Source organism: Herbiconiux aconitum (genome assembly GCF_024979235.1).
GTDB lineage: Bacteria > Actinomycetota > Actinomycetes > Actinomycetales > Microbacteriaceae > Herbiconiux > Herbiconiux aconitum.
The window spans coordinates 444,649-463,497 of sequence record NZ_JANLCM010000001.1; the positions used below are offsets into that span (position 1 = coordinate 444,649).

The 18,849-nt window shown below is 67.2% G+C and carries 17 protein-coding genes; 12 read left to right on the forward strand and 5 right to left on the reverse strand.

The annotated features are described in order from the left end of the window. Nucleotides 1-36 precede the first annotated feature (36 nt). On the reverse strand, nucleotides 37-630 hold the full coding sequence (locus N1027_RS02030; protein ID WP_259504584.1) for a TetR/AcrR family transcriptional regulator: 594 nt from the start codon (nucleotides 628-630) through the stop codon (nucleotides 37-39). Nucleotides 631-752: 122 nt separating this feature from the next. Between N1027_RS02030 and N1027_RS02035 the strand changes: the two genes are divergently transcribed. Continuing rightward, nucleotides 753-1,112 (forward strand): DUF1330 domain-containing protein, encoded by a 360-nt coding sequence (locus tag N1027_RS02035; RefSeq protein ID WP_259504585.1) that lies wholly within the window; start codon nucleotides 753-755, stop codon nucleotides 1,110-1,112. A 227-nt stretch (nucleotides 1,113-1,339) separates the two neighbouring features. Then, nucleotides 1,340-7,264, forward strand: a complete 5,925-nt coding sequence (locus N1027_RS02040) for a glycoside hydrolase domain-containing protein (protein ID WP_259504586.1) — start codon at nucleotides 1,340-1,342, stop codon at nucleotides 7,262-7,264. A gap of 74 nt (nucleotides 7,265-7,338) precedes the next feature. Here N1027_RS02040 and N1027_RS02045 read toward each other — a convergent pair whose 3' ends face one another. Continuing rightward, nucleotides 7,339-7,623, reverse strand: a complete 285-nt coding sequence (locus tag N1027_RS02045; RefSeq protein WP_259504587.1) for a hypothetical protein — start codon at nucleotides 7,621-7,623, stop codon at nucleotides 7,339-7,341. Nucleotides 7,624-7,731: 108 nt separating this feature from the next. Here N1027_RS02045 and N1027_RS02050 point away from each other — a divergent pair, with 108 nt between their 5' ends. Next, complete coding sequence (locus N1027_RS02050; protein ID WP_259504590.1) at nucleotides 7,732-8,868, forward strand: NAD(P)-binding domain-containing protein; 1,137 nt, start codon at nucleotides 7,732-7,734, stop codon at nucleotides 8,866-8,868. 10 nt (nucleotides 8,869-8,878) lie between these two features. On the opposite strand, the gene N1027_RS02055 is transcribed toward N1027_RS02050, so the two are convergent. After that, nucleotides 8,879-9,340: an SRPBCC family protein gene (locus tag N1027_RS02055; RefSeq protein ID WP_259504591.1), complete on the reverse strand. Its 462-nt coding sequence runs from the start codon at nucleotides 9,338-9,340 to the stop codon at nucleotides 8,879-8,881. Between the two features lie 153 nt (nucleotides 9,341-9,493). Here N1027_RS02055 and N1027_RS02060 point away from each other — a divergent pair, with 153 nt between their 5' ends. From N1027_RS02060 to N1027_RS02100, 9 genes are all read left to right on the forward strand, one after another. After that, nucleotides 9,494-9,745, forward strand: a complete 252-nt coding sequence (locus N1027_RS02060; RefSeq protein WP_259504593.1) for a hypothetical protein — start codon at nucleotides 9,494-9,496, stop codon at nucleotides 9,743-9,745. 3 nt (nucleotides 9,746-9,748) lie between these two features. Then, nucleotides 9,749-10,039, forward strand: coding sequence for a hypothetical protein (locus tag N1027_RS02065; protein ID WP_259504596.1), 291 nt, complete (start codon nucleotides 9,749-9,751; stop codon nucleotides 10,037-10,039). A 279-nt stretch (nucleotides 10,040-10,318) separates the two neighbouring features. After that, nucleotides 10,319-11,710 (forward strand): ABC transporter substrate-binding protein, encoded by a 1,392-nt coding sequence (locus N1027_RS02070; protein ID WP_259504598.1) that lies wholly within the window; start codon nucleotides 10,319-10,321, stop codon nucleotides 11,708-11,710. A 37-nt stretch (nucleotides 11,711-11,747) separates the two neighbouring features. Beyond that, the gene (locus tag N1027_RS02075; RefSeq protein ID WP_259504600.1) at nucleotides 11,748-12,704 is read left to right on the forward strand and encodes a carbohydrate ABC transporter permease; all 957 of its coding nucleotides are present in this window, start codon (nucleotides 11,748-11,750) and stop codon (nucleotides 12,702-12,704) included. Next, nucleotides 12,701-13,570, forward strand: coding sequence for a carbohydrate ABC transporter permease (locus tag N1027_RS02080; RefSeq protein ID WP_259504602.1), 870 nt, complete (start codon nucleotides 12,701-12,703; stop codon nucleotides 13,568-13,570). Before N1027_RS02075 ends, N1027_RS02080 begins: the two co-directional genes overlap by 4 nt. A 20-nt stretch (nucleotides 13,571-13,590) precedes the next feature. Continuing rightward, the gene (locus N1027_RS02085) at nucleotides 13,591-14,649 is read left to right on the forward strand and encodes a zinc-binding dehydrogenase (RefSeq protein WP_259504605.1); all 1,059 of its coding nucleotides are present in this window, start codon (nucleotides 13,591-13,593) and stop codon (nucleotides 14,647-14,649) included. Continuing rightward, entirely contained in the window at nucleotides 14,646-15,179 is a 534-nt protein-coding gene (locus N1027_RS02090) for a VOC family protein (RefSeq protein ID WP_259504608.1), read from the forward strand. The genes N1027_RS02085 and N1027_RS02090 overlap by 4 nt, the downstream gene beginning before the upstream one ends. Nucleotides 15,180-15,211: 32 nt before the next feature. Beyond that, on the forward strand, nucleotides 15,212-15,787 hold the full coding sequence (locus N1027_RS02095; protein WP_259504611.1) for an ArsR/SmtB family transcription factor: 576 nt from the start codon (nucleotides 15,212-15,214) through the stop codon (nucleotides 15,785-15,787). After that, a complete protein-coding gene (locus N1027_RS02100; protein WP_259504614.1) occupies nucleotides 15,784-16,311 on the forward strand; it encodes an SRPBCC family protein in 528 nt (175 codons plus the stop codon). Before N1027_RS02095 ends, N1027_RS02100 begins: the two co-directional genes overlap by 4 nt. A gap of 21 nt (nucleotides 16,312-16,332) precedes the next feature. On the opposite strand, the gene N1027_RS02105 is transcribed toward N1027_RS02100, so the two are convergent. Both N1027_RS02105 and N1027_RS02110 read right to left on the reverse strand, forming a co-directional pair. Next, nucleotides 16,333-17,847, reverse strand: a complete 1,515-nt coding sequence (locus N1027_RS02105; protein ID WP_308199766.1) for an MFS transporter — start codon at nucleotides 17,845-17,847, stop codon at nucleotides 16,333-16,335. A gap of 132 nt (nucleotides 17,848-17,979) precedes the next feature. Further along, nucleotides 17,980-18,846, reverse strand: coding sequence for a DUF4432 family protein (locus tag N1027_RS02110; protein ID WP_259504616.1), 867 nt, complete (start codon nucleotides 18,844-18,846; stop codon nucleotides 17,980-17,982). Nucleotides 18,847-18,849 lie beyond the last annotated feature (3 nt).

Genomic DNA, 18,849 nt, shown 5'->3' on the forward strand with positions numbered 1-18,849 from the left:
TGGACGCCCCCTCCGACCTCGCCGGGAACCGCATGATCACCAGCGCTGCAGCAAACCCTCGCTCACCACGGAGAGCAGCTCGTCGGACAACGGATCTCCGGCGGTCGCCCGCGCGAGGGTGAGCGCGCCGACCAGAGAGGCGAGGGTCTCGATGGCGTGCCGCCGCGCATCCGCCTCGTCGCTGTCGCCGGCCTCCTTGCGTACTTCGGTCAGGCGCTCGATCGTGCCGCCGAGTCCCTCGAGGTACGACGAGCGCAGCGGCGACTCCGGGGCGCGCGCCGAGTCGGAGGCGAGAGCAGTGTTCGCGCATCCCGTGCCCGGCTCGTCGCGATGCTCGGCCGACAGGTAGTCGTTCACGACGCGCGACCCCAGGGTGGAGCGGTCGAGGTCGTGACCGCGCAGCCCGTCGAGCAACGCGAGGATCTCACCGAATGCCTCCGTGGCCGCGAGCCCCACGAGTTCGTCTTTCGAGGCGAAGTGCTTGTAGAACCCGCCATGGGTGAGGCCGGCACCCGCCATGACCTCCTGCACACTGATGCCCGCCGCGCCGCGCTCGCGCAGCAACTGCGCCGCGGCGGTCACGACCTCGTCGCGGTGCTTCGCGGCATCCGCTTGTGACGCTCTGCTCATGGTGCCTCCTCACCGGCGGCCATACGCCCGCCTGCGTCTCTAATATTACACCCATCATTTAACTTGCAGATCGCGGAGCGAGGGTTTAGATTATGACAATCATCCAAACGAAAGGCTTCACCATGAGCACCTATCTGATCAATCACCTCCGCATTCCGGGCGATGTTCCGAACGAGAACGGCCTGAGCTACCTCGACCAGGTCGAGGCGACGGTCGCCCCGTTCGGCGGCAAATGGCTCGCGCAAGGCGCTCCCGACGTGGTGGTCGAGGGTGCATGGCCTGGTTCGGTGGTGCTGATCGAGTTCGCCGATCGTGCGACCGCGCTTGCATGGTACGAGTCCGAGGCCTACCAGGCGATCCTGCCTCTCCGCGTGAACAACTCGATCTCCGATCTCGTGCTCATCGACAGCCTCCCCGACGGCTTCACCGTGGCCGGATTCGCCGGTCAGGTGCGCGAAGCGATCGCGGCCGCGTCGGCCTGAGCACCGTCCCGCAGTGAGCAGTCGTTTGTAGCGGTGAACTAACCGCTTCCTGCTCGTTCCGACCCCGGACGCTTTCCGGACGGATTCGGTCCACCTGGCGCTGCGATCTTCAGGAGCTGTCGCCGCCCGCGCTCGTGGGCGGCGACGGATTCATCGATCGCAGCACTGGTGCGCGCTTGTACGCCGCGTCTTCGGCGTACAAGCGCGCAGGGGACAGAAGGAACGACGTGGCACACGCAGACGACAGGACGGGCGTCGAGAACGCCCCCCGAAACCGCCGGGCCCGCCCGGAACGAAGGCTCCACCGCCTGCTGCCGATCCCGGCGGTCGTCGCCGTGGTCGCAGCCGGCCTGATGCCAGGGTTCGGGGTGGCGGCGAGCGCATCCGCCGCTCCCGTCATGAGCACGGGCAGCACGGCCGCCGACGCATCCGATTACACCCGGCTCGTCGACCCCTTCGTCTCGACCGAAGACGACTTCGGCCAGGACATGCCGGGCGCCTTCGCCCCACACGGTCTCGCGAAACTCAACCCGATGACCACGCCGGGCCGCTCGCACACCGGCTACGACTACGCCGAAGACCAGATCGCGGGCTTCACCTCGACGAACCTCGACGGCGTCGGCGGATCGGGCGCCGGCGGCGACCTCCTCGTGGTTCCCACCTACGTGCAGTACACGACGCGCCCGTCGACGAACTCCTACGCCAAGGATTACTCGCACGACCACGAGGAGGCGACGCCCGGCTACTACCAGGTCGACCTCACCACCACGCAGGGCACCGACAGCAGCGTCTCCAACACCCCGGGCAGCGCGCCGATCGACGCGCAGATGACGGCGGATGTGCGCAGCTCGCTGCAGAACTACACCTTCCCCAACGCCGGCACGGCCTCGCTCGTGTTCGACCTGCGCAACAACTACACCGGCCGTAACGACGCCACCCTCGACACCGCCATCCTGCCCGACGGCCGGGCGAGCTTCTCGGGCTTCGTGGCGGGCGGCTTCAACGGCAACAACTACCGTCTCTATTACTACGCCGAGACCACCGGCCCGGTGAAGGGCATCCGCACCTGGGACGCCGCCGGAACCCTCGACGACTCGGCGAGCCGCCAGGGCAAGGACATCGGCGCCATCATCGACTTCGATGTGGCGGCCGGCGACCAGGTGCAGCTGAACACCACTCTCTCGCCGATCAGCACCGACCAGGCGAAGACCGACATGGCCAACGAGATCGGCGGCCGTTCCTTCGCCGACGTCCGTGAGGGCACGAAGGCCGCCTGGAACCAGGTGCTCTCGACGGTGGCCGTCGACAGCAGCACCACGAGCGACCCCGACGGCACGCTCGAGCAGCTGTTCTACACGCACCTCTACCGGATGTTCGGATCGCCGGTGAACGCCACGAGCACCACCGGCACCTACCGCGGAATCGACGGCGTGATCTACCAGGCCGACGGCTACACGCACTACGACGGCTGGGGACTCTGGGACGACTTCCGCAAGCAGGCCATCCTCGGCATCGCCTACCCGGATGTCTACCACGACGTCGCGCAGTCGCTGGTCGACCTCTTCGCCGAGTTCGCGAACAGCGGGGCCGGCTCGGTCTCGTCGCTGGAGCAGTCGGTGCCCACGGTTCGGTTCGAGCGCGCCTCCGTCGTCATCGCCGACGCCGTCTCGAAGGGCGTCAACCTCAAGGGACTCGACCTCGCGTTCGCCGGTTTGAAGAAGCACGTCGGCGGCGGCTACAACGACGCCGCCAACACGGCGCGCGGCTACCTCGCCGACCAGCCGGGCGACACGCTCGGCACGGCATACGACGACTGGTCGATGTCGCTCATCGCGCACGCCCTCGGCAAGACCGACGACGAGGCGTTCTATCTGAACCGCGCCACCAACTACACGAACCTGTTCGACAAGGATGCGTGGACGAACCCGGCCGGCGACGAGGTGGGCATGATCATGCCCAAAGACGGCAACGGCAACTTCTGGACGAACGTCGACCCCGAGCAGTTCCAGGCGGCCAACCTCTACCAGGGCACGCTCTGGCAGTACAACTGGTATGTCGCGAACGACATGGGCGGCATGATCGACCTCATGGGCGGTCAGAAGAACGCCCAGTCGGCGATCGACTACTTCTTCGGCGAGCAGGCTCCCGACGACGGTTCGCGGATGCTCCACTCCAACGCCAACGAGATCGACCTGCAGGCTCCCTACCTGTTCAACTACGTCGGCCAGCCGAGCCACACGCAGTACTGGGCCCGCACCATCGCCACCAAGGCGAGCTGGAACCGCTACATCGCCACCGACTCGACCAGCGAGGTCTCCTCGGGTGGCGGCGAGTTCCGTCCGCCGATCAAGGACAAGGTGTTCGAACTCGACTCCGACGGCTTCCTCCCCACGCAGGACAACGACACCGGAATGATGTCGGGCACCTTCGTGGCCGACGCCATGGGCCTGTTCCCGGTGGTCTCCGGATCGAACAGCTTCCAGATCGGCTCGCCGATCTTCGAGAGGATGACGATCGACCTGCACGACGGGCGCACCTTCGCGATCAACGCCGACGGCGTCTCGCCGGACTCGTTCTACATCCAGTCGGCCGACCTGAACGGCCAGAGCCTCGACCGCACCTGGCTCACCAGCGACGAGATCCACGCCGGCGGCGCGGTCACGTTCCAAATGGGCGAGAAGGCCTCCGGCTGGGCGGCCGACGGGCCCATGGACTACTCCATGAGCGACCACGTGTCGAGCGGGGTCTACGACCGCAGCGGCAGCAACCCGATCGTCTCGTCGGCGCGCGTCTTCACCGAGTCCGACGCGAACGACGGCACCATCGGCTCCACGGTCACCCTCAGCACCACGAAGGCGACCTTCGCCGGCGCGAACGGCGACGACCTCGCCGCGAGCGGAGCGGTCACGGCAGAGAACCTGCCCGACGGCCTGGCTCTGCGCGCCACCAAGAAGGGCGCCGGATCGCTCGAACTCTCGCTCTCGGGAACCTCGCGCATCCACCTGCCCTCCGACGACATCGACGATCTGAACGTCGCCCTGACCGACTCGGCGTTCGCCGGTTCGGCGGGCGCTGCTGCTCAGACGATCACGTTCAAGGTGAGCTACACGGGATACACCGTGTCGGCCGACGACATCGGCCTCAAGGCCGACGAGTCGGGGGCCACGGCCGATCAGGCGACGCTGACACTGCACGGCGGCGCAACGCTCGCCGGCGCGACCGGCACCGACCTGCTCGCCACGGGCACCGCGCACCTGGCGGGCCTCCCGGCCGGCCTCAGCGCCACGCTCGTGCGGCAGGATGCCACCACGCTCGCCCTCGAGGTGAACGGCACCCTCACCACGATCGCACCGAGCTCGTTCAGCCTCGTGCTCGACGACGCCGCCTTCGCGGGTGGTGTCACCTCGCGGCAGGTGACCGGTGACGGCCTCAGCTCGCTCAGCCCCTTCACCCTGACCGTCGGCGCCGACTGGCACTCGCGGCTGCAGGATCTCTACGACGAGGCGCACCTGGTTCACCAGGGCAACTACTCGCCGCAGAGCTTCGCGGCCTTGAGCGAAGCGCTCACGAAGGCGAAGGCGCTGCTCGACGCGCCGGATGCTTCCGAGGTCGCCCTGCAGCAGGCCTACTTCACCGTGAACACGGCGATGGACGGTCTGGTGCTCGGCGAGGGCGGCTTCCGCCGGCTGGAGGGCGAGGCATCCGATCATTGGTCGGGCGGCGGGCTCAAGAACGAGGCGATCAACCTCGGCGGGGTGACCCCGGGGAGCTGGGTCGGTTACGACGGCATGGACTTCTCGACCGGCGCTCCCGGCGCGATCGACATCCGGTACGTCGCCAACGCCGGACGCACGGCGCCGGACTCCTTCGTGGAGATCCACGCCGACGCCCCCGACGGCCCGCTCGCGGGGACCGTCGCGCTGCCGCACAACAGTCCGGACTGGAACAACTACACGACGGTGACCGCCGCGATCGACGATCGCACAGTGCTCGCCGGCGCGTCGAGCGTCTACTTCGTGTTCGGTGGAACCGTCACCGGCGCACTTCCCTTCATCGCGAACCTGGACTCGTTCCAGTTCACGGCGGGCGCCGCACCGGATGGCTCGGTGAAGTTCGACCGGCTCGACACCACCAACGCGACGGAGCTGCACCCGGGCATCGACCACTCGCTCCCCATCTTCCAGAACCTCAACGATGGTGAGTGGGCGGCCTACAGCGGCTACGACTTCGGCGCGAAGGGGGCCGACCACATCCAGGTCAGCTTCGACAAGCCGCACAACGGAACCACGGAGGACACGCGGGTCGAGATCCGACTCGGCAGCCTGGATGCGCCGGCCACGGCCACCGTGCCGCTCGCCGGGTTCACCGGTGACAACTGGGGCACCTACAACACCACGACGCTCGACCTCGATCCGACCGTCTTCACCGGCGTGCAGGATGTCTACATCGTGTTCACGGCTCCGACGGCCACGGCGCAGAATCCCTACGTCGCGAACGTCGGCTGGCTGCAGTTCGGCAGCGCTCCGGTCGATGTGCCGACGTCGTTCCACCTGGAGGCCGAGGACTTCACGGCCAACTCGGGCGGCGACCTCGGTGTCGAGAACAACACCGACCCCTCGGGCGTTGCCTACACGAATCTCAAGGGCACGCACGACGGCGACTGGCTGCAGTACGACGGGATCGACCTCGGTTCGCAGGCCGCGACCTCGGTGACCGTGCGCTACGTCAACAACTCGTCGCGCTGCGGTCAGAACTCACGGATCGACGTGTTCCTCGATTCCAAGGGCGGTGAGCCGTTCACCACGGTGCCGCTCCCGGTCTCCGGAAACGCGTGGAACGCGATCACCACCACCACGGTCGACCTGCCGAGCGGCATCACGGGAGCGCACACCGTGTTCCTGGTGCTGCGCACCCAGGCCGACGGCGGACATCCGTATGTCGCGAACATCGACTGGCTCGAATTCGGCTACGGCGTCGACCTGACGCCGCTGACCGACGCGATCGCCGCGTTCGAGCCGCTCGAGGAGCTGGGAGACCGCTACCTGGCCATCGACTTCCGCACCTTCACCCAGGCGCTCGAGAACGCCCGTGCGGTGGCGGCCGACCCGGCCGTGACCACCGAGGCGCTCGGCGCAGCACTCCGGGCGCTCAACCTGGCCGGTGGTCAGCTCGAATGGAAGGTCATCCGGCAGCTCGCCGAGCTCGTTCCGCAGGCGGCGGCGCTCGATCCGGCGCTGTACACCCCGGAGAGCTTCGCCGCGGTGACGGATGCGCTGGCCGCGGCCGGTTCGGTGGGCGAGGAGACGTCGTACGACGACTACCTCGCCGCCTACACCGCGCTGCGCTCCGCCGTGGACGGCCTCGCGCCAGTGATCCACGACACCGAGGCGCCGGTCATCACCCTGCCGACCGACGACACCGTCACGAAGGGCGATGCCTTCGATCCGCTGGCGGGCGTCAGCGCGACGGACGACGTGGACGGCGATGTGACAGCTGCCATCGTTGTGACCGGAACGGTCGACACCGCGACGCCCGGTAGCTACGTGCTCAGCTACACCGTGAGCGACGCCGCCGGGAACGCGACGAGCGTGCAGCGCACGATCGTGGTCGAGGACACGGATGAGCCGGAGCACCCGAAGCCGGCCGTCACGGTGACGGGAACACTGGAGACCAGCGGGCACCTCGACGTGGTGGCCACCGGCCTCGACGTCGCGACCGCCTACTCGGTCTACCTGCACTCCGAGCCGGTGCTGCTCGGCTCGGCGACGAGCGACGCCGATGGAGCGCTGACGGTGTCCGCCGACATCCCCGACGCGATCGAAGCCGGCGAACACACCGTCGAGGTGCAGCGTGCCGACGGGACCGTCGTGGTGTCGGCGTCGATCGAATTGGTCGAGGCGGGCACCCCAGGTGATCCCGGCGATCCGGGAGAGCCCGGCGACCCCGGAACCCCGACCGACCCGGGCACGCCGCCGACGGATGCTCCGACGAGCATCGGCACGCCGGCTCCCACCACGTCGGACGCCTCGCAGCTCGGCAACACGGGCTTCACGACGGGCGCCCCGCTCGTCATCGGCGGTCTGCTGCTGGTGGCCGGGCTCGGACTGGCCGTGCTGATGACGATCCGTCGACGCCGCTCCACGGAGGGTTAGCCCCACACAAGGCGAACGCCCCGTCCGCACTCCTTACGGAGGCGGGCGGGGCGTTCGTCGTCTCCGCGAGCGGATCAGTAGTTCATGGTGCTCATGGTGGCGGCGGCGGTGACGCCGACGACGATGGAGACGATGATGCCGATCACCAGCAGGATTGCTCCGACGATGACTCCGGCGAGCGCCGGCGTGTTCTTGTAGCCGGCCTTCTTCGACTGGCTCAGCGCGATCGCCGAGACGATCAGGCCGATCAGGTTGAAGAAGATCGCAAGGATCAGGCCGACGATGCCCAGGGTCTTGCCGGGGAAGTCCTGCCCGGCGGGGGCGGTCTGCGGTGTCTGTGCTGCGGGTGTGGTGCTCATGATGATTCCCTCCATATGGTGTTGGTTCCGACACGAACCTAACGTGATCCCTGCGCTACAGCACGCGCGACGCGGGAACATCTCCGGCGCCGGCGCGTTGAACGGGAGGTGAGTGAGCAAGTGGAGCGGGTCGCCACGGTGTTGATCGTGGGCGCCGGTCAAGCAGGCCTGTCGGCCGCCTACCACCTGCAGCGACGCGGTTTCGTCAGCGCCGTCGACCACCCTCGCGCCGAGCGCAGCTATGTCGTGCTCGACGCCGAAGTCGCCCCGGGGGGCGCCTGGCAGCATCGGTGGGAATCGCTACGCATGGCGACCGTGAACGGCATCTTCGATCTCCCCGGCTTCGCCCAACCGCCCGTCGATGACGACCGACCCAGCCGCGACGCCGTGCCACAGTATTTCGGCGACTACGAGCGGCACTTCGACTTTGCGATCCTCCGCCCCGTGACGGTCACGACAGTGGAACGGGCCGACGACAGCCTCGGCGGGGACCTCGTCGTCAGCACCAGCGACGGAACCTGGCGCGCCCGGTACCTGATCAACGCCACAGGCACGTGGACGAACCCCGTGCTGCCGGTGTACCCCGGCCAGGACACCTTTCTCGGTCGGCAGCTCCACACGAGCGACTACCGCGATCTGAAGGAGTTCGCGGGTCACCGCGTCGCGGTCGTCGGCGGGGGGATCTCGGCGGTGCAGCAGCTCGAGGAGATCTCGCGTGTCGCCTGGACCGCCTGGTACACCCGCCGCGAGCCCTTCTTCTTGCCCGGGGCGTTCGACCACGAGACCATCGGCCGTGACACGATCGCGAAGGTGGTGGCCGATGTGGAGGCCGGGCACCGCACCGGCAGCGTCGTCTCCTACACCGGTCTCGCCTGGACGCCATACGCCCTCGCAGCCCGCGACCGCGGCGTGCTCGAACGGCGGCCGATGTTCACCGCGATCGAGCCGCACGGCGTGCGGGAGGCCGACGGAACGTTCACCTCCGTCGACGTCATCCTCTGGGCCACCGGATTCCGGGCGGCGCTCGCGCACCTCGATCCGCTGCAGCTGAAGAACCCCGAGGGTGGCATCACCCTGCGCGGCACCCGGGTCGAACGCGACCACCGCATCCACCTGATCGGCTTCGGCCCCTCGCAGTCGACCGTCGGTGCGAATCGGGCCGGGCGGGATGCGGTGGCCGACATCGCGCGCGACCTCGCGCGAGCCGACGCCGCGGCAGCTCCTCCGGCGTCGGGGAGGGCGTGAGCCGGGTTCGTCATCGCGCCGGATCGTCCGACTCGAGCACGTCTTTCAACCGGCGGAGGTTGGCGTGGAGCTCCACCGACGTGTTCTTGCCGACCGCTCTCAAAACCGCCGCCCCCAGCGCCCCGAACGGCAGACGGATGGTCTCGTGCACGCGACAGAAACCCTGGTCGGTCTCCTCGAACCGGAAAAGCCACTGCGCCCGCATTCCGCGAACGCCCCGGGAGCGATAGGCAAGCGCCCGGTCGGGCTCGCGCGCCGTGACCTCCACCGTGAGCCGCACGCGGATAGCGGCGGGTCCCGCCACCGTCCATTCGTATCGGTCGTGCCCGAGCGGCCGCACGTCGACGACGTCGCCCACCGAACGCGGAAGATTGCGCAACTCGGAGCAGACGGCGAAGACGACGCGCACCGGCCGCCGGATCGTCACCGCACCGGCCACATCGGATCGCCGCACCGGGCCCGGATGCCCCATGCCGCCACTGTACTGTCGCTGTCGCGCGGAGGTCCAGACTCCGAGTGCGCTGGGCTACGGGTGCCCTCCCTACGATTCGCGGGCGTTCAGGCGTACCGTCGGAACGGTCACCGGTCTCGCGTCGGAGGCGCATCCGTAGCACCAGGAGGAACCATGGCGATCCAGAGCGGCAACGACGAAGACACCGTGGAGAAGGACATGTCCTACAGCCCGGCGAGCGGTCGGGAGACCGAGCAGGCACAGGACGAACCCCGCACCTCCGCGCACTTCGACGACCCGGACATCGACGAGGCTGCCGTGAAATCGGTGCCCGGGGTCGGCGGCCCGGATGACGCGGGCGACATCGATGTCGATGAGGAAGCGATCCGGGCATCCATAGCCCGTCGCGCAGCCGAGAAGGAGTAGATGATGGCACTGGAGTCCGAGAACCTGACGATCGAACATCGCGGATTCAGCTACACGCTCGCGGGCGGCCCGCCGCGATGGACGATCACCCGCGACGGCACGATGTTCGGCTACCTGGTGGTGAAGTCGCCGGAGGGCGAGGAGCACGAGCCGGTGTACACGACCCTGACGCCCGACGGCAAAGAGGGCTACATCGAGGGCTCCGACTGGGAGCAGATCGCGCGGGCGTTCATGAACGAGGTCGATCCGGCGATCGAGCCGCCGTTCAGCGGCTCGCCGGGCGCCACGCAGTAGACCCCGGAGGCGCGTTCGGGCACGGCGACCACGCCGTCGTGCTCCGGCCGCCACCTCCTCGTGTTGGCCTTATCTTGTAGTAAACATTCCCAGAATGCAAGATGTAACGTCTGTTTTGCCCAAAATCGCATCAAGGGTTGCGCCCGAAAGACTGTCTAGGTAGTTTCACTACAGATCTAACGGCAATCGCCGAACGCCCTAGCGGCGCATCCTCTTGCACGATCAATCAGACGACGAGGTCGAACCATGATTCCCAGGAGCACCTTCAGACGACCCCTATTGGCAGCCGGGGCTCTGCTCGGCGCAGCATCTCTGCTGCTGGCCGGCTGCACCGCCGGCTCGAGCGGTCCGGATGAGAACGCCGAAAAGCCGCAGCAGCTCAGAGTGCTGTACGGCGACGCCTCGGCAGGCGACGAAGCCATCGCGTCGCTCGTTCCAGGATTCAAGGAGGCCTACGGGGTCGATCTGGAGATCGACAACATGCCGTACGACGCCCTCCAGCAGAAGGTCTTCTCGGAGTTCGCATCGGCCAGCGACTACTACGACATCGTGATCGTCGACACTCCCTGGGCGCCCGCCCTCGTTCAGAGCCTCGAGCCCCTCGGGTCGTACCTGAGCAACGATGCCCTCAACAAGAACGCCCCCGAGTCGGACTTGGGTGACTTCATCCCGAAGGTCTTCTACGACACGGCGGTCTACAAGGCCGATTCACCCACGGAGCGATTCGACGACGCGGAGTCGGCACCGGACATCGGCTCGATCACGGACTCGGGCTTCGACGTCTTCGGTCTGCCGATCCAGGCGAACGTGGCGACCATGGCCTACCGGGCCGACCTCTTCGAGGATCCCGCCCAACAGGCCGCGTTCGCCGCGGAGTACGGCCGGCCCCTCGCTGTGCCGACCACCTGGGAGGACTTCGCCGACGTCGCCGAGTTCTTCACGCAGCCCGACAAGGGTCTGTACGGAACGACCATCATGGCCGGGGTGGGTGACTGGGCCACCGATGACTTCAAGACCCTGCTCGCATCCTTCGGCGGTGACGGAACGTTGGTCAACCCCGATGGGGAGCAGACCTTCGACACGCCCGAGGGCGTCGATGCCCTGACCTACTACGCCGATCTCGCGCAGAGCGGCAACGTGCCTCCCGGCAGCACCTCGGCCGACTGGGGAACCACGGCCGACTCGTTCGCCAGCGGACTGACGGCCATGACCTGGAACTACAGCCCCATGGCGCTCTCGCCCACCGTCTCCGACGCCGGCGGCCGGATCGGATACGCCCCCATGCCCGGACAGCAGGCAGAAGGCCCGCACTTCGGCACCTGGATGCTCTCGATCAATCCCAACTCGAAGAACAAGGAATGGGCCTACCAAGCCATCAGCTGGATGACGGCGAGCGAGCAGCAGACCGCGATGACGGAACTGCAGATGCACCCCAGCCGCGTCTCGGCCTACGAGAGCGTCACGAGCGACAATCCGGAAGCTGCGTTCTACGAGACGCTCGGCGATTCGCTCGCCCAGGGGGTCGGCCGCGCGCGGGTGCCCAATTACACCGAGATCAGCCACGAGATCGCCGTCGCGGTCAACGACGCAGCGACCGGGGCGTCGACGCCCGAGGAGGCACTGAGCTCGGCGGCCGACAGGGTGCAGTCGTTGCTGGGAGCCGGGAACTAGTGAGCGGGCGCGGAGTCGGAGCGAAAGGGCGCGTGCGATGACCAGAACCCTGGCGCCGTCGGTGGAACGGCCCGTGCAGCGGATCGATCCGCCTGCGCGGAGCCGGCCGCCGCGCCCCCGCAAGCGGAGCTCGCCGTGGTTCTACATGGCGCCGAGCCTCATCGTGCTGGGCGCGCTGACCATCGGGCCCGCGATCTTCGTGCTCTACTCCGCGTTCCGCAACGACCGCGTTCTCGGTGGTGCAGGGAAGTTCGTCGGTTTCGACAACTTCATCACCGCTCTCACGAATCCGTCGACCCAGCACTCCTTCCTCGTGACGATCGCCTTCGTGGTCGTGGTGGTGGCGCTGGAGCTGGCCGCCGGGTTCGCCCTGGCGCTCCCGCTGTCGGGGCAGACCCGGGCCAACCGCTTCGGCGCCGCCATCATGCTGCTGCCGTTCGCCGTCACGCCGGCCGCGGCGGCGATCGTCTTCAAGCAGCTGCTGAACCCGAACTTCGGTTGGATCGGGTACTACCTCGGCTTCCTCGGCCTGCCTGAGGGAACCGACCTGCTCAGCGATCCGACTACGGCCTGGCTGATGCTGGTCATCCTGGACATGTGGCAGTGGACCCCGTTCATCGCCTTGATCCTGATGGCCGGGCTGCAATCGCTTCCGCTGGAGCCGCGCGAAGCCGCGATGGTCGACGGCGCGTCCAGTGCCCAGATGTTCTGGCACATCACCCTGCCGCAGATGCTCCCGTTTCTTTCGATCGCCGTCGTGCTGCGGGCCATCCAAGCGTTCAAGACCTTCGATTCGTTCAAGATCCTCACGGGCGGCGGCCCGGGCGATTCCACCGAGATCATCAACCTCGGCATCTACCGGATCGGCTTGCAGACCTTCAACGTCGGATTGGCCTGCGCCCTGGGGGTCATCTTCCTGGTGCTGCTGTCGTTGCTGATCCCGTTGCTGCAGCGAGTCATCGGCCGCCGAGCAGACCCTGAGGAGATGTCATGAGCCAGTCCGGTATTCGCACCAGCAAAGTCAGTCCCGGCGCGTTGACGCTGTGGCTGGCGGGCCGCACCTGGCTGTGGTTGTGGCTCGTGATCAGCATGGTGCCGATCGTGTTCATGCTCATCACCTCGATCAAGCCGACCGCTCTGGCCAACGACATCCCGCCGGCGTGGATCTTCACGCCCACCTTGGAGAACTACGCGGCGGTGCTCCTGCCGGGCGCCGGGAATTCGGAGGGCTTCGCCAATCTCCTCTTGAACAGCGCGATCGTCAGCCTCGGGTCCACCGCACTGGCGCTGATCCTCGCGGTTCCCGCGGCGTACGCACTGTCGATGCGGTCGTTCCGAGCTCGCAAAGGCCTGTCGAACTGGATTCTCTCCACTTATATGTTTCCGCCGATCGTCGCGGTCGTTCCGATCTTCTTGATCGTCGGTCGGCTCGGGCTCATGGACACCTACATCGCGCTCATCATCCCCTACGCCGCCTTCAACCTGCCGATCGTGGTGTGGATCCTCCGCAGCTCGATCATCCAGCTCCCCTACGAGCTGCAGGAGGCCGCGATGGTCGACGGCGCGTCGTCGTGGACCATCCTGACGAGGGTCATCTGGCCCTTGCTCGTGCCCTCGGCGGCGACCGCGGCGGTGCTGACCATCGTGCTGACGTGGAACGAATTCCTGTTCGCGCTCACCCTCACCCGCAGCGGCGCCAAGACGGCGCCGGTGGGCCTGCAGCAGTTCACGGGCCTCTACGGCACGGACTGGGGCAACATCACGGCGGCCGCCACTCTGACGGCCGCACCGATTCTGGTGCTCATGGTGCTTCTGCGCCGTCAGATGGTGTCGGGACTCGCTTTCGGAGCAATCAAGTGAAACCCCCTCCTGGAGGAGACATGAAGGCAGTCCTGTTGCCCGGCGACGGCACGGTCGAGGTCGTCGAGCGACCGATTCCGGTGCCCTCGATGAACCAGGTGCTCATCAAAGTGCGATCGTCGGCGATCTGCGCCAGCGACCTCTCGCTCTACTCCGGCAATGCGGTCGTGGGTGGAAACCTGGCCGGGAGCGGAAAGATCATTCCCGGGCACGAGGCCGCAGGAGACGTGGTCGAGATCGGCGAGGGGGTGCGGAGCGTCGCCGTGGGCGATCGGGTCGCCGTGCATCTGTCGATCGGATGCATGCACTGCGAGTTCTGTCGCGCCGGCTACATCGAGCAGTGTCTGCAGTGGCAGTGCGTCGGTTTCGACGTCGACGGGGGCGACGCCGAATACATCGTCGTGCCGGAGGCAGTGTGTCTCCAGTTGCCGCCCGAGCTCTCCTACGAGGCCGGATCGGTGATGGTCGACAACTTCGGCACCCAGTACCACACGCAGAAGCGCCTCGGGGTGTCGGGAACGGATGTCGTGACGGTGGTGGGCCTTGGCCCGATGGGCGCGGCCGCGGTTCTCGTCGCGAAGGCGCGGGGTGCAGACGTCATCGCGGTCGACCTGGTGCCCCACCGTCTGGAGCTGGCTCGCACCCTCGGCGCCGATCATGTCGTCGACGTGAGCGACGGCACGGCGCTCGAGCAGATCCTGGCGCTCACCGACGGCCGCGGCACCGAGGTCGCCATCGACTGCTCCGGCAACGCTGCGGGCGAGAACCTGGCTCTCGACGCGGCAGCCCGCCTCGGGCGCGCGGCGTTCGTGGGGGAATCCTCCTCGGCGACCATCAACCCCAGCGAGCAGTTCCTGCGCAAAGAGCTGACCGTGATCGGCGGATGGGTCTTCCCCATCTATGAATACGACGAGATGGTGCGATTCATCCTGCGTCACGGGATCACGCCGGAAGTCACCGTGAGCCACCGCTTCACGCTGGACGAGGCGCCGACCGCGTTCCGGATGGTGCAGGAGAGACGAGCCGACAAGGTCATGTTCGTCTTCGACGAGGACACAGAGAAGGAATCAACACAATGACAATTCGAAGCGTGCACCACACGGCCATCATCGTGCGGGATCTCGATCGTTCGATCTACTTCTATCACGACGTCTTGGGCCTGCCGCTCTCGCAGGAGCCGAGCGAGTGGATGGAGGGGGAAGCGCTGGCACGCGGCACCGGTGTGCCCGGGGCCCGCCTTCGGAACGCGCTCCTGCGCATCGGGTCGGATGCCACGCTGGAGCTCCTGGAATACGCCAACCGGCCGGTCGACAACGACGAGCCGATCCAGCAGAACTACCTCGGCGCGATGCACATCGCCCTCCGGGTCGACGACATCGTCGCCAAGAAGGCCGAACTCGAGTCCCACGGGGTGGAGTTCCTCGCCGACATCAACGGCTTCGACGACGGCGCTCTCGCCGGATGGCGCTGGGTCTACTTCCACGACCCCGACGGCATCTCGCTCGAGCTGGTGGAGGTCGCGTACTCCAACGAGTTCGAGCGTCGTCAGCGCATCGAGGACTACCTGGCCACGCGCCCAGCACTGGAGACCCTCGTCCCCACCCCTTGACAACTTTTTCTGTCAAGCTCTAGATTGAGTGCATGGAGGACATCCGAGTACTCACCGACAGTGCCGCCGTCGAGGTCGCACTCGATCCGATCCGCACCTCGATCCTCGACGCCTTGAGCGAGCCCGGTTCGGCCACGACCGTCGCGGCGGCGATCGGGTCGACTCGGCAGAAGGTGAACTACCACCTCAAGGCGCTCGAGGCGCACGGGCTGATCGAGCAGGCGGAGACCCGCCTGTGGGGCGGCATCAACGAGCGGTTCATGCGTCGGTCGGCCCGCTGTCTGGTGGTCTCGCCCGGCGTGCTGCAGAACGCCGCCGTCGATCCCGACGAGATCGCCGACCGCCTGTCGGCCGCGTATCTCATCGCCGTGAACGCGCGCACCGTCTCCGAAGTAGGAGCCATCGCGAACAGCACGACGACCGAGACGCGCCTTCCGACCCTCACCGTCGACACCGTGATCGGGTTCGCCTCGCCCGAGGACCGGGCGGCCTTCGCCACCGAACTGCAATCGGCGATCGCTGCTCTGGTCGCCCGCTACCACCACGACGAGGGCCGGCCGCATCGGTTGACCCTCTCGTCCTACCCCCGACCGAAGGAGTCATCATGAACCGCCCCGACGAACCGGAACGCGTCGAGCACCGGATGGAACGCCGCTACCCCCTGGCCGCCAGTCCCGAACAGGTGTGGGAGGTGATCGCCACGGCCGACGGCATCGCGTCATGGATGGCACCCACCCGGCTCGAACCGCAGGCCGGAGGCCAGGTGACTTTCGACCTCGGCGACTACACCTCCCGCGGAGTCGTCACCGACTACACGCCGAACACGCGCTTCGCCTACGAGGAGCCGTGGCCGATCGCCGAACGCCCCGAAGAGATCGCTCCCGACATGGCCGAGTGGTTCGACTCGATCGGCGTGCCGCTGGCCGAGGTCTACGAGACCCTGTCCGCGGTCACGCCGATCGCGACGGAATTCCTCATCGAAGCCGAATCCGGCGGGTCCTGTGTGCTCCGTGTGGTGACGAGTGCCTACGGAACCGGCGCGGAGTGGGAGAAGGAGTTCTTCGACCAGATGGTCGACAGCTTCGGGCCCCTCCTCGACGACCTCGCCGCACGCTTCGAACCGGCGCGCTGAGCGCCCCTCCGAGCGACGCTCTCAGGTCTGCCGTTCGCGGTCCCGCGTGGTGCGCTCCCCCTCCACCTTCAACTTGCCGGAGCTCACCGCCGAGAGCGGGTTGGTGATGGCCTCGAGGGGTTTGCGCTCCGCGTTGACTCCGAAGATGAACGCCACGATCCCCCCTGCGAGCATCAGCAGACCCGCGCCGATGTAGCCGATGGCGATCGGTCCGCGGTCCTCGCCTTCGCCGATCAGCGTCGCGAACAGCAATGGGGCGACGGAGCCGGCGATCTGGCCGATCGAGAAGAAGTAGGAGATGACCTGCGACCGCATCTCCAGCGGGAACAGTTCGCTCACCGTGAGGTAGGCCGATGAAGCGCCCGCGCTGGCGAAGAAGAACGACACGCACCAAAAGGCCGTCTGGGTCGTGGCATTCAGCAGGTCGGCCTGGAAGAGGAATCCGGAGATGGTGAGGATGACGCCGGCGAGGCCGTAGGTCAGCAGGATCATCTTGCGCCGGCCCCAGGTGTCGAACAGGTGCCCGAGCACGAGCGGCCCGACCAGGTTGCCGATGGCGAACGGGAAGAAGAAGTACTGCACCGCGTCGTTCTCGACACCGTAGAAGTTCTGCAGGGCCAGGGCGTAGGTGAAGAAGATCGCGTTGTAGAGGAAGGACTGCGTGATCATCATCGTCAAGCCGACCACCGTGCGGTTCGGGTAGTCGCGGATGAGCACGCTGGCGATCTTCTTGAACGGGATGCGGTCGAGCGGCACCACCTCGATGGCCTGGTCGTCGGGCACCGGGTCGAGCTTCTTGCCCGACTCCTTCTCCACCCGCGCCTCGATGTCGTCGACCGTCTTCTCGGCCACGTCCTCCTTGCCGTGGGTCATCAGCCACCGCGGGCTCTCCGGGATGTGGCGGCGCATGTAGATCATGACGAGACCGAGGATCGGCCCGATGAAGAAGGCCAGGCGCCATCCGACGTTCTCGGCGAAGTTGTCGGGGTTCAAGAAGAACAGGTTGGCCACCGAGCCGAGCGCTGCACCGGCCCAGTAGGTGCCGTTGATGGCGATGTCGATGCGACCGCGGTAATGGCTCGGGATGAGTTCGTCGATCGCCGAGTTGATGGCCGCGTACTCGCCGCCGATGCCGAGACCCGCCACGAAGCGCATCGCGAAGAGGAACTCCATGTTCGGCGAGAAGCCGGCGGCCGCTGATCCCACAAGGTAGATGGCGAGCGTGATGATGAAGAGCTTCTTGCGGCCGAACTTGTCGGAGAGCCGCCCGAACACGAGAGCGCCGACGACCTGGCCCACGAGGTAGATGGTGCCGGCCAGGCCCACCTGCTGGGAGTCCATGCCGAGCGACTCCTGGAAGCCGTTCGACGCGATGATCTGGATCTCGAGTCCGTCGAGGATCCACGACACCCCGAGACCGAACACCACCATCCAGTGGAACCTCGTCCACGGCAACCTGTCCATGCGGGCCGGCACCAGGCTCCGCACGGTCTTCGGCTTCGGCGACCCACCCGCCGCATCCGTCTTCTCTGACACGTCGCACCTCCGTCTCGCCGGTCGCTCGCCCCGCGGATGCGGGCTACGCCGGCGGCGCGACCGAACGTACGCCTCGGTGAACAATTTCGCACGAGGGAATCCACGGCCGGCGAACCAGCGGAGCGTCGGGGTTCAGATGGGCAGGTTCTCGCAGGAGATCGTCACGCCGGTGGTGCGCGATTCACCCGCGCGGAGGATCGGAGCGCGGCCCGCTGCGCGGTCGAACTCCCGGCCCTGCACCGAGCTGTTCGACGGTTCGATGGCGGTCACGAAATAGCGAGGTGTGAGGTCGATCCACTGGTGCAGTCTGTGCAGACCGGACCATCCGACCGAAACCCGACGTCGGGTGGCCGCGTCGGTGAGCGTCATGACGCGAGGAGCGTCGGCCTCCCAGAGATGCTCGATCACGAAGTCGTCCAACACCGCGTTCCGGGCCGGCCGGCGCCAGTCGACCGGGGCCCCGGGCAGTGGATCGCGCGGGATGCTCGTCGCGACCGCACCGTCGACCACGAGTTCCGCACCGAGGAACGGGGCGCCGAAGTTCACGTGGTAAAGGATCGGCGCCTGCCGGTCGGCCGCGGCCGTGTTCGTGACGACGTCTGTGATGGCGAGCGATCGATCGGTGACGACGACCGAGCGATGACAGACCAGGTCGCCGTCGGTGACGACGCCTGTGACGCTGACCGCGCCGGCGTCGCGAGCCACGGAGACGTCGTGGGCGGCAGTAAGAGTGAAGGAGCCGTGCATCCCGTAGCCCTCAGACGGCCAACCCACATTGTTGAGACCGCAGGTGGCGACCAGGCCGCCGAAAGTCGACCGCCACTGCTCGGGCCCTTCTGCGGCCGGCACCTTCGGCACACCGCCGGCCGGCGCCCAACTCAGGATGCCGCCGTCGAACGACGCCTCTCCGATGTCGAGACCGCGCTGCGGCAACACGGTGAGGGAGAGCCCCGACGGGTTGTCGATCGTGATCGCCTGCGCGTCAGAGTGCTGTGCCATGTC

Bases quoted from the DNA above. Each gene is read 5' to 3' on its own strand.
- N1027_RS02030 (WP_259504584.1), bottom strand. From the start codon at position 630: ATGAGCAGAGCGTCACAAGCGGATGCCGCGAAGCACCGCGACGAGGTC.
- N1027_RS02035 (WP_259504585.1), top strand. From the start codon at position 753: ATGAGCACCTATCTGATCAATCACCTCCGCATTCCGGGCGATGTTCCG.
- N1027_RS02045 (WP_259504587.1), bottom strand. From the start codon at position 7,623: ATGAGCACCACACCCGCAGCACAGACACCGCAGACCGCCCCCGCCGGG.
- N1027_RS02055 (WP_259504591.1), bottom strand. From the start codon at position 9,340: ATGGGGCATCCGGGCCCGGTGCGGCGATCCGATGTGGCCGGTGCGGTG.
- N1027_RS02060 (WP_259504593.1), top strand. From the start codon at position 9,494: ATGGCGATCCAGAGCGGCAACGACGAAGACACCGTGGAGAAGGACATG.
- N1027_RS02065 (WP_259504596.1), top strand. From the start codon at position 9,749: ATGGCACTGGAGTCCGAGAACCTGACGATCGAACATCGCGGATTCAGC.
- N1027_RS02075 (WP_259504600.1), top strand. From the start codon at position 11,748: ATGACCAGAACCCTGGCGCCGTCGGTGGAACGGCCCGTGCAGCGGATC.
- N1027_RS02080 (WP_259504602.1), top strand. From the start codon at position 12,701: ATGAGCCAGTCCGGTATTCGCACCAGCAAAGTCAGTCCCGGCGCGTTG.
- N1027_RS02085 (WP_259504605.1), top strand. From the start codon at position 13,591: ATGAAGGCAGTCCTGTTGCCCGGCGACGGCACGGTCGAGGTCGTCGAG.
- N1027_RS02090 (WP_259504608.1), top strand. From the start codon at position 14,646: ATGACAATTCGAAGCGTGCACCACACGGCCATCATCGTGCGGGATCTC.
- N1027_RS02095 (WP_259504611.1), top strand. From the start codon at position 15,212: ATGGAGGACATCCGAGTACTCACCGACAGTGCCGCCGTCGAGGTCGCA.
- N1027_RS02100 (WP_259504614.1), top strand. From the start codon at position 15,784: ATGAACCGCCCCGACGAACCGGAACGCGTCGAGCACCGGATGGAACGC.
- N1027_RS02110 (WP_259504616.1), bottom strand. From the start codon at position 18,846: ATGGCACAGCACTCTGACGCGCAGGCGATCACGATCGACAACCCGTCG.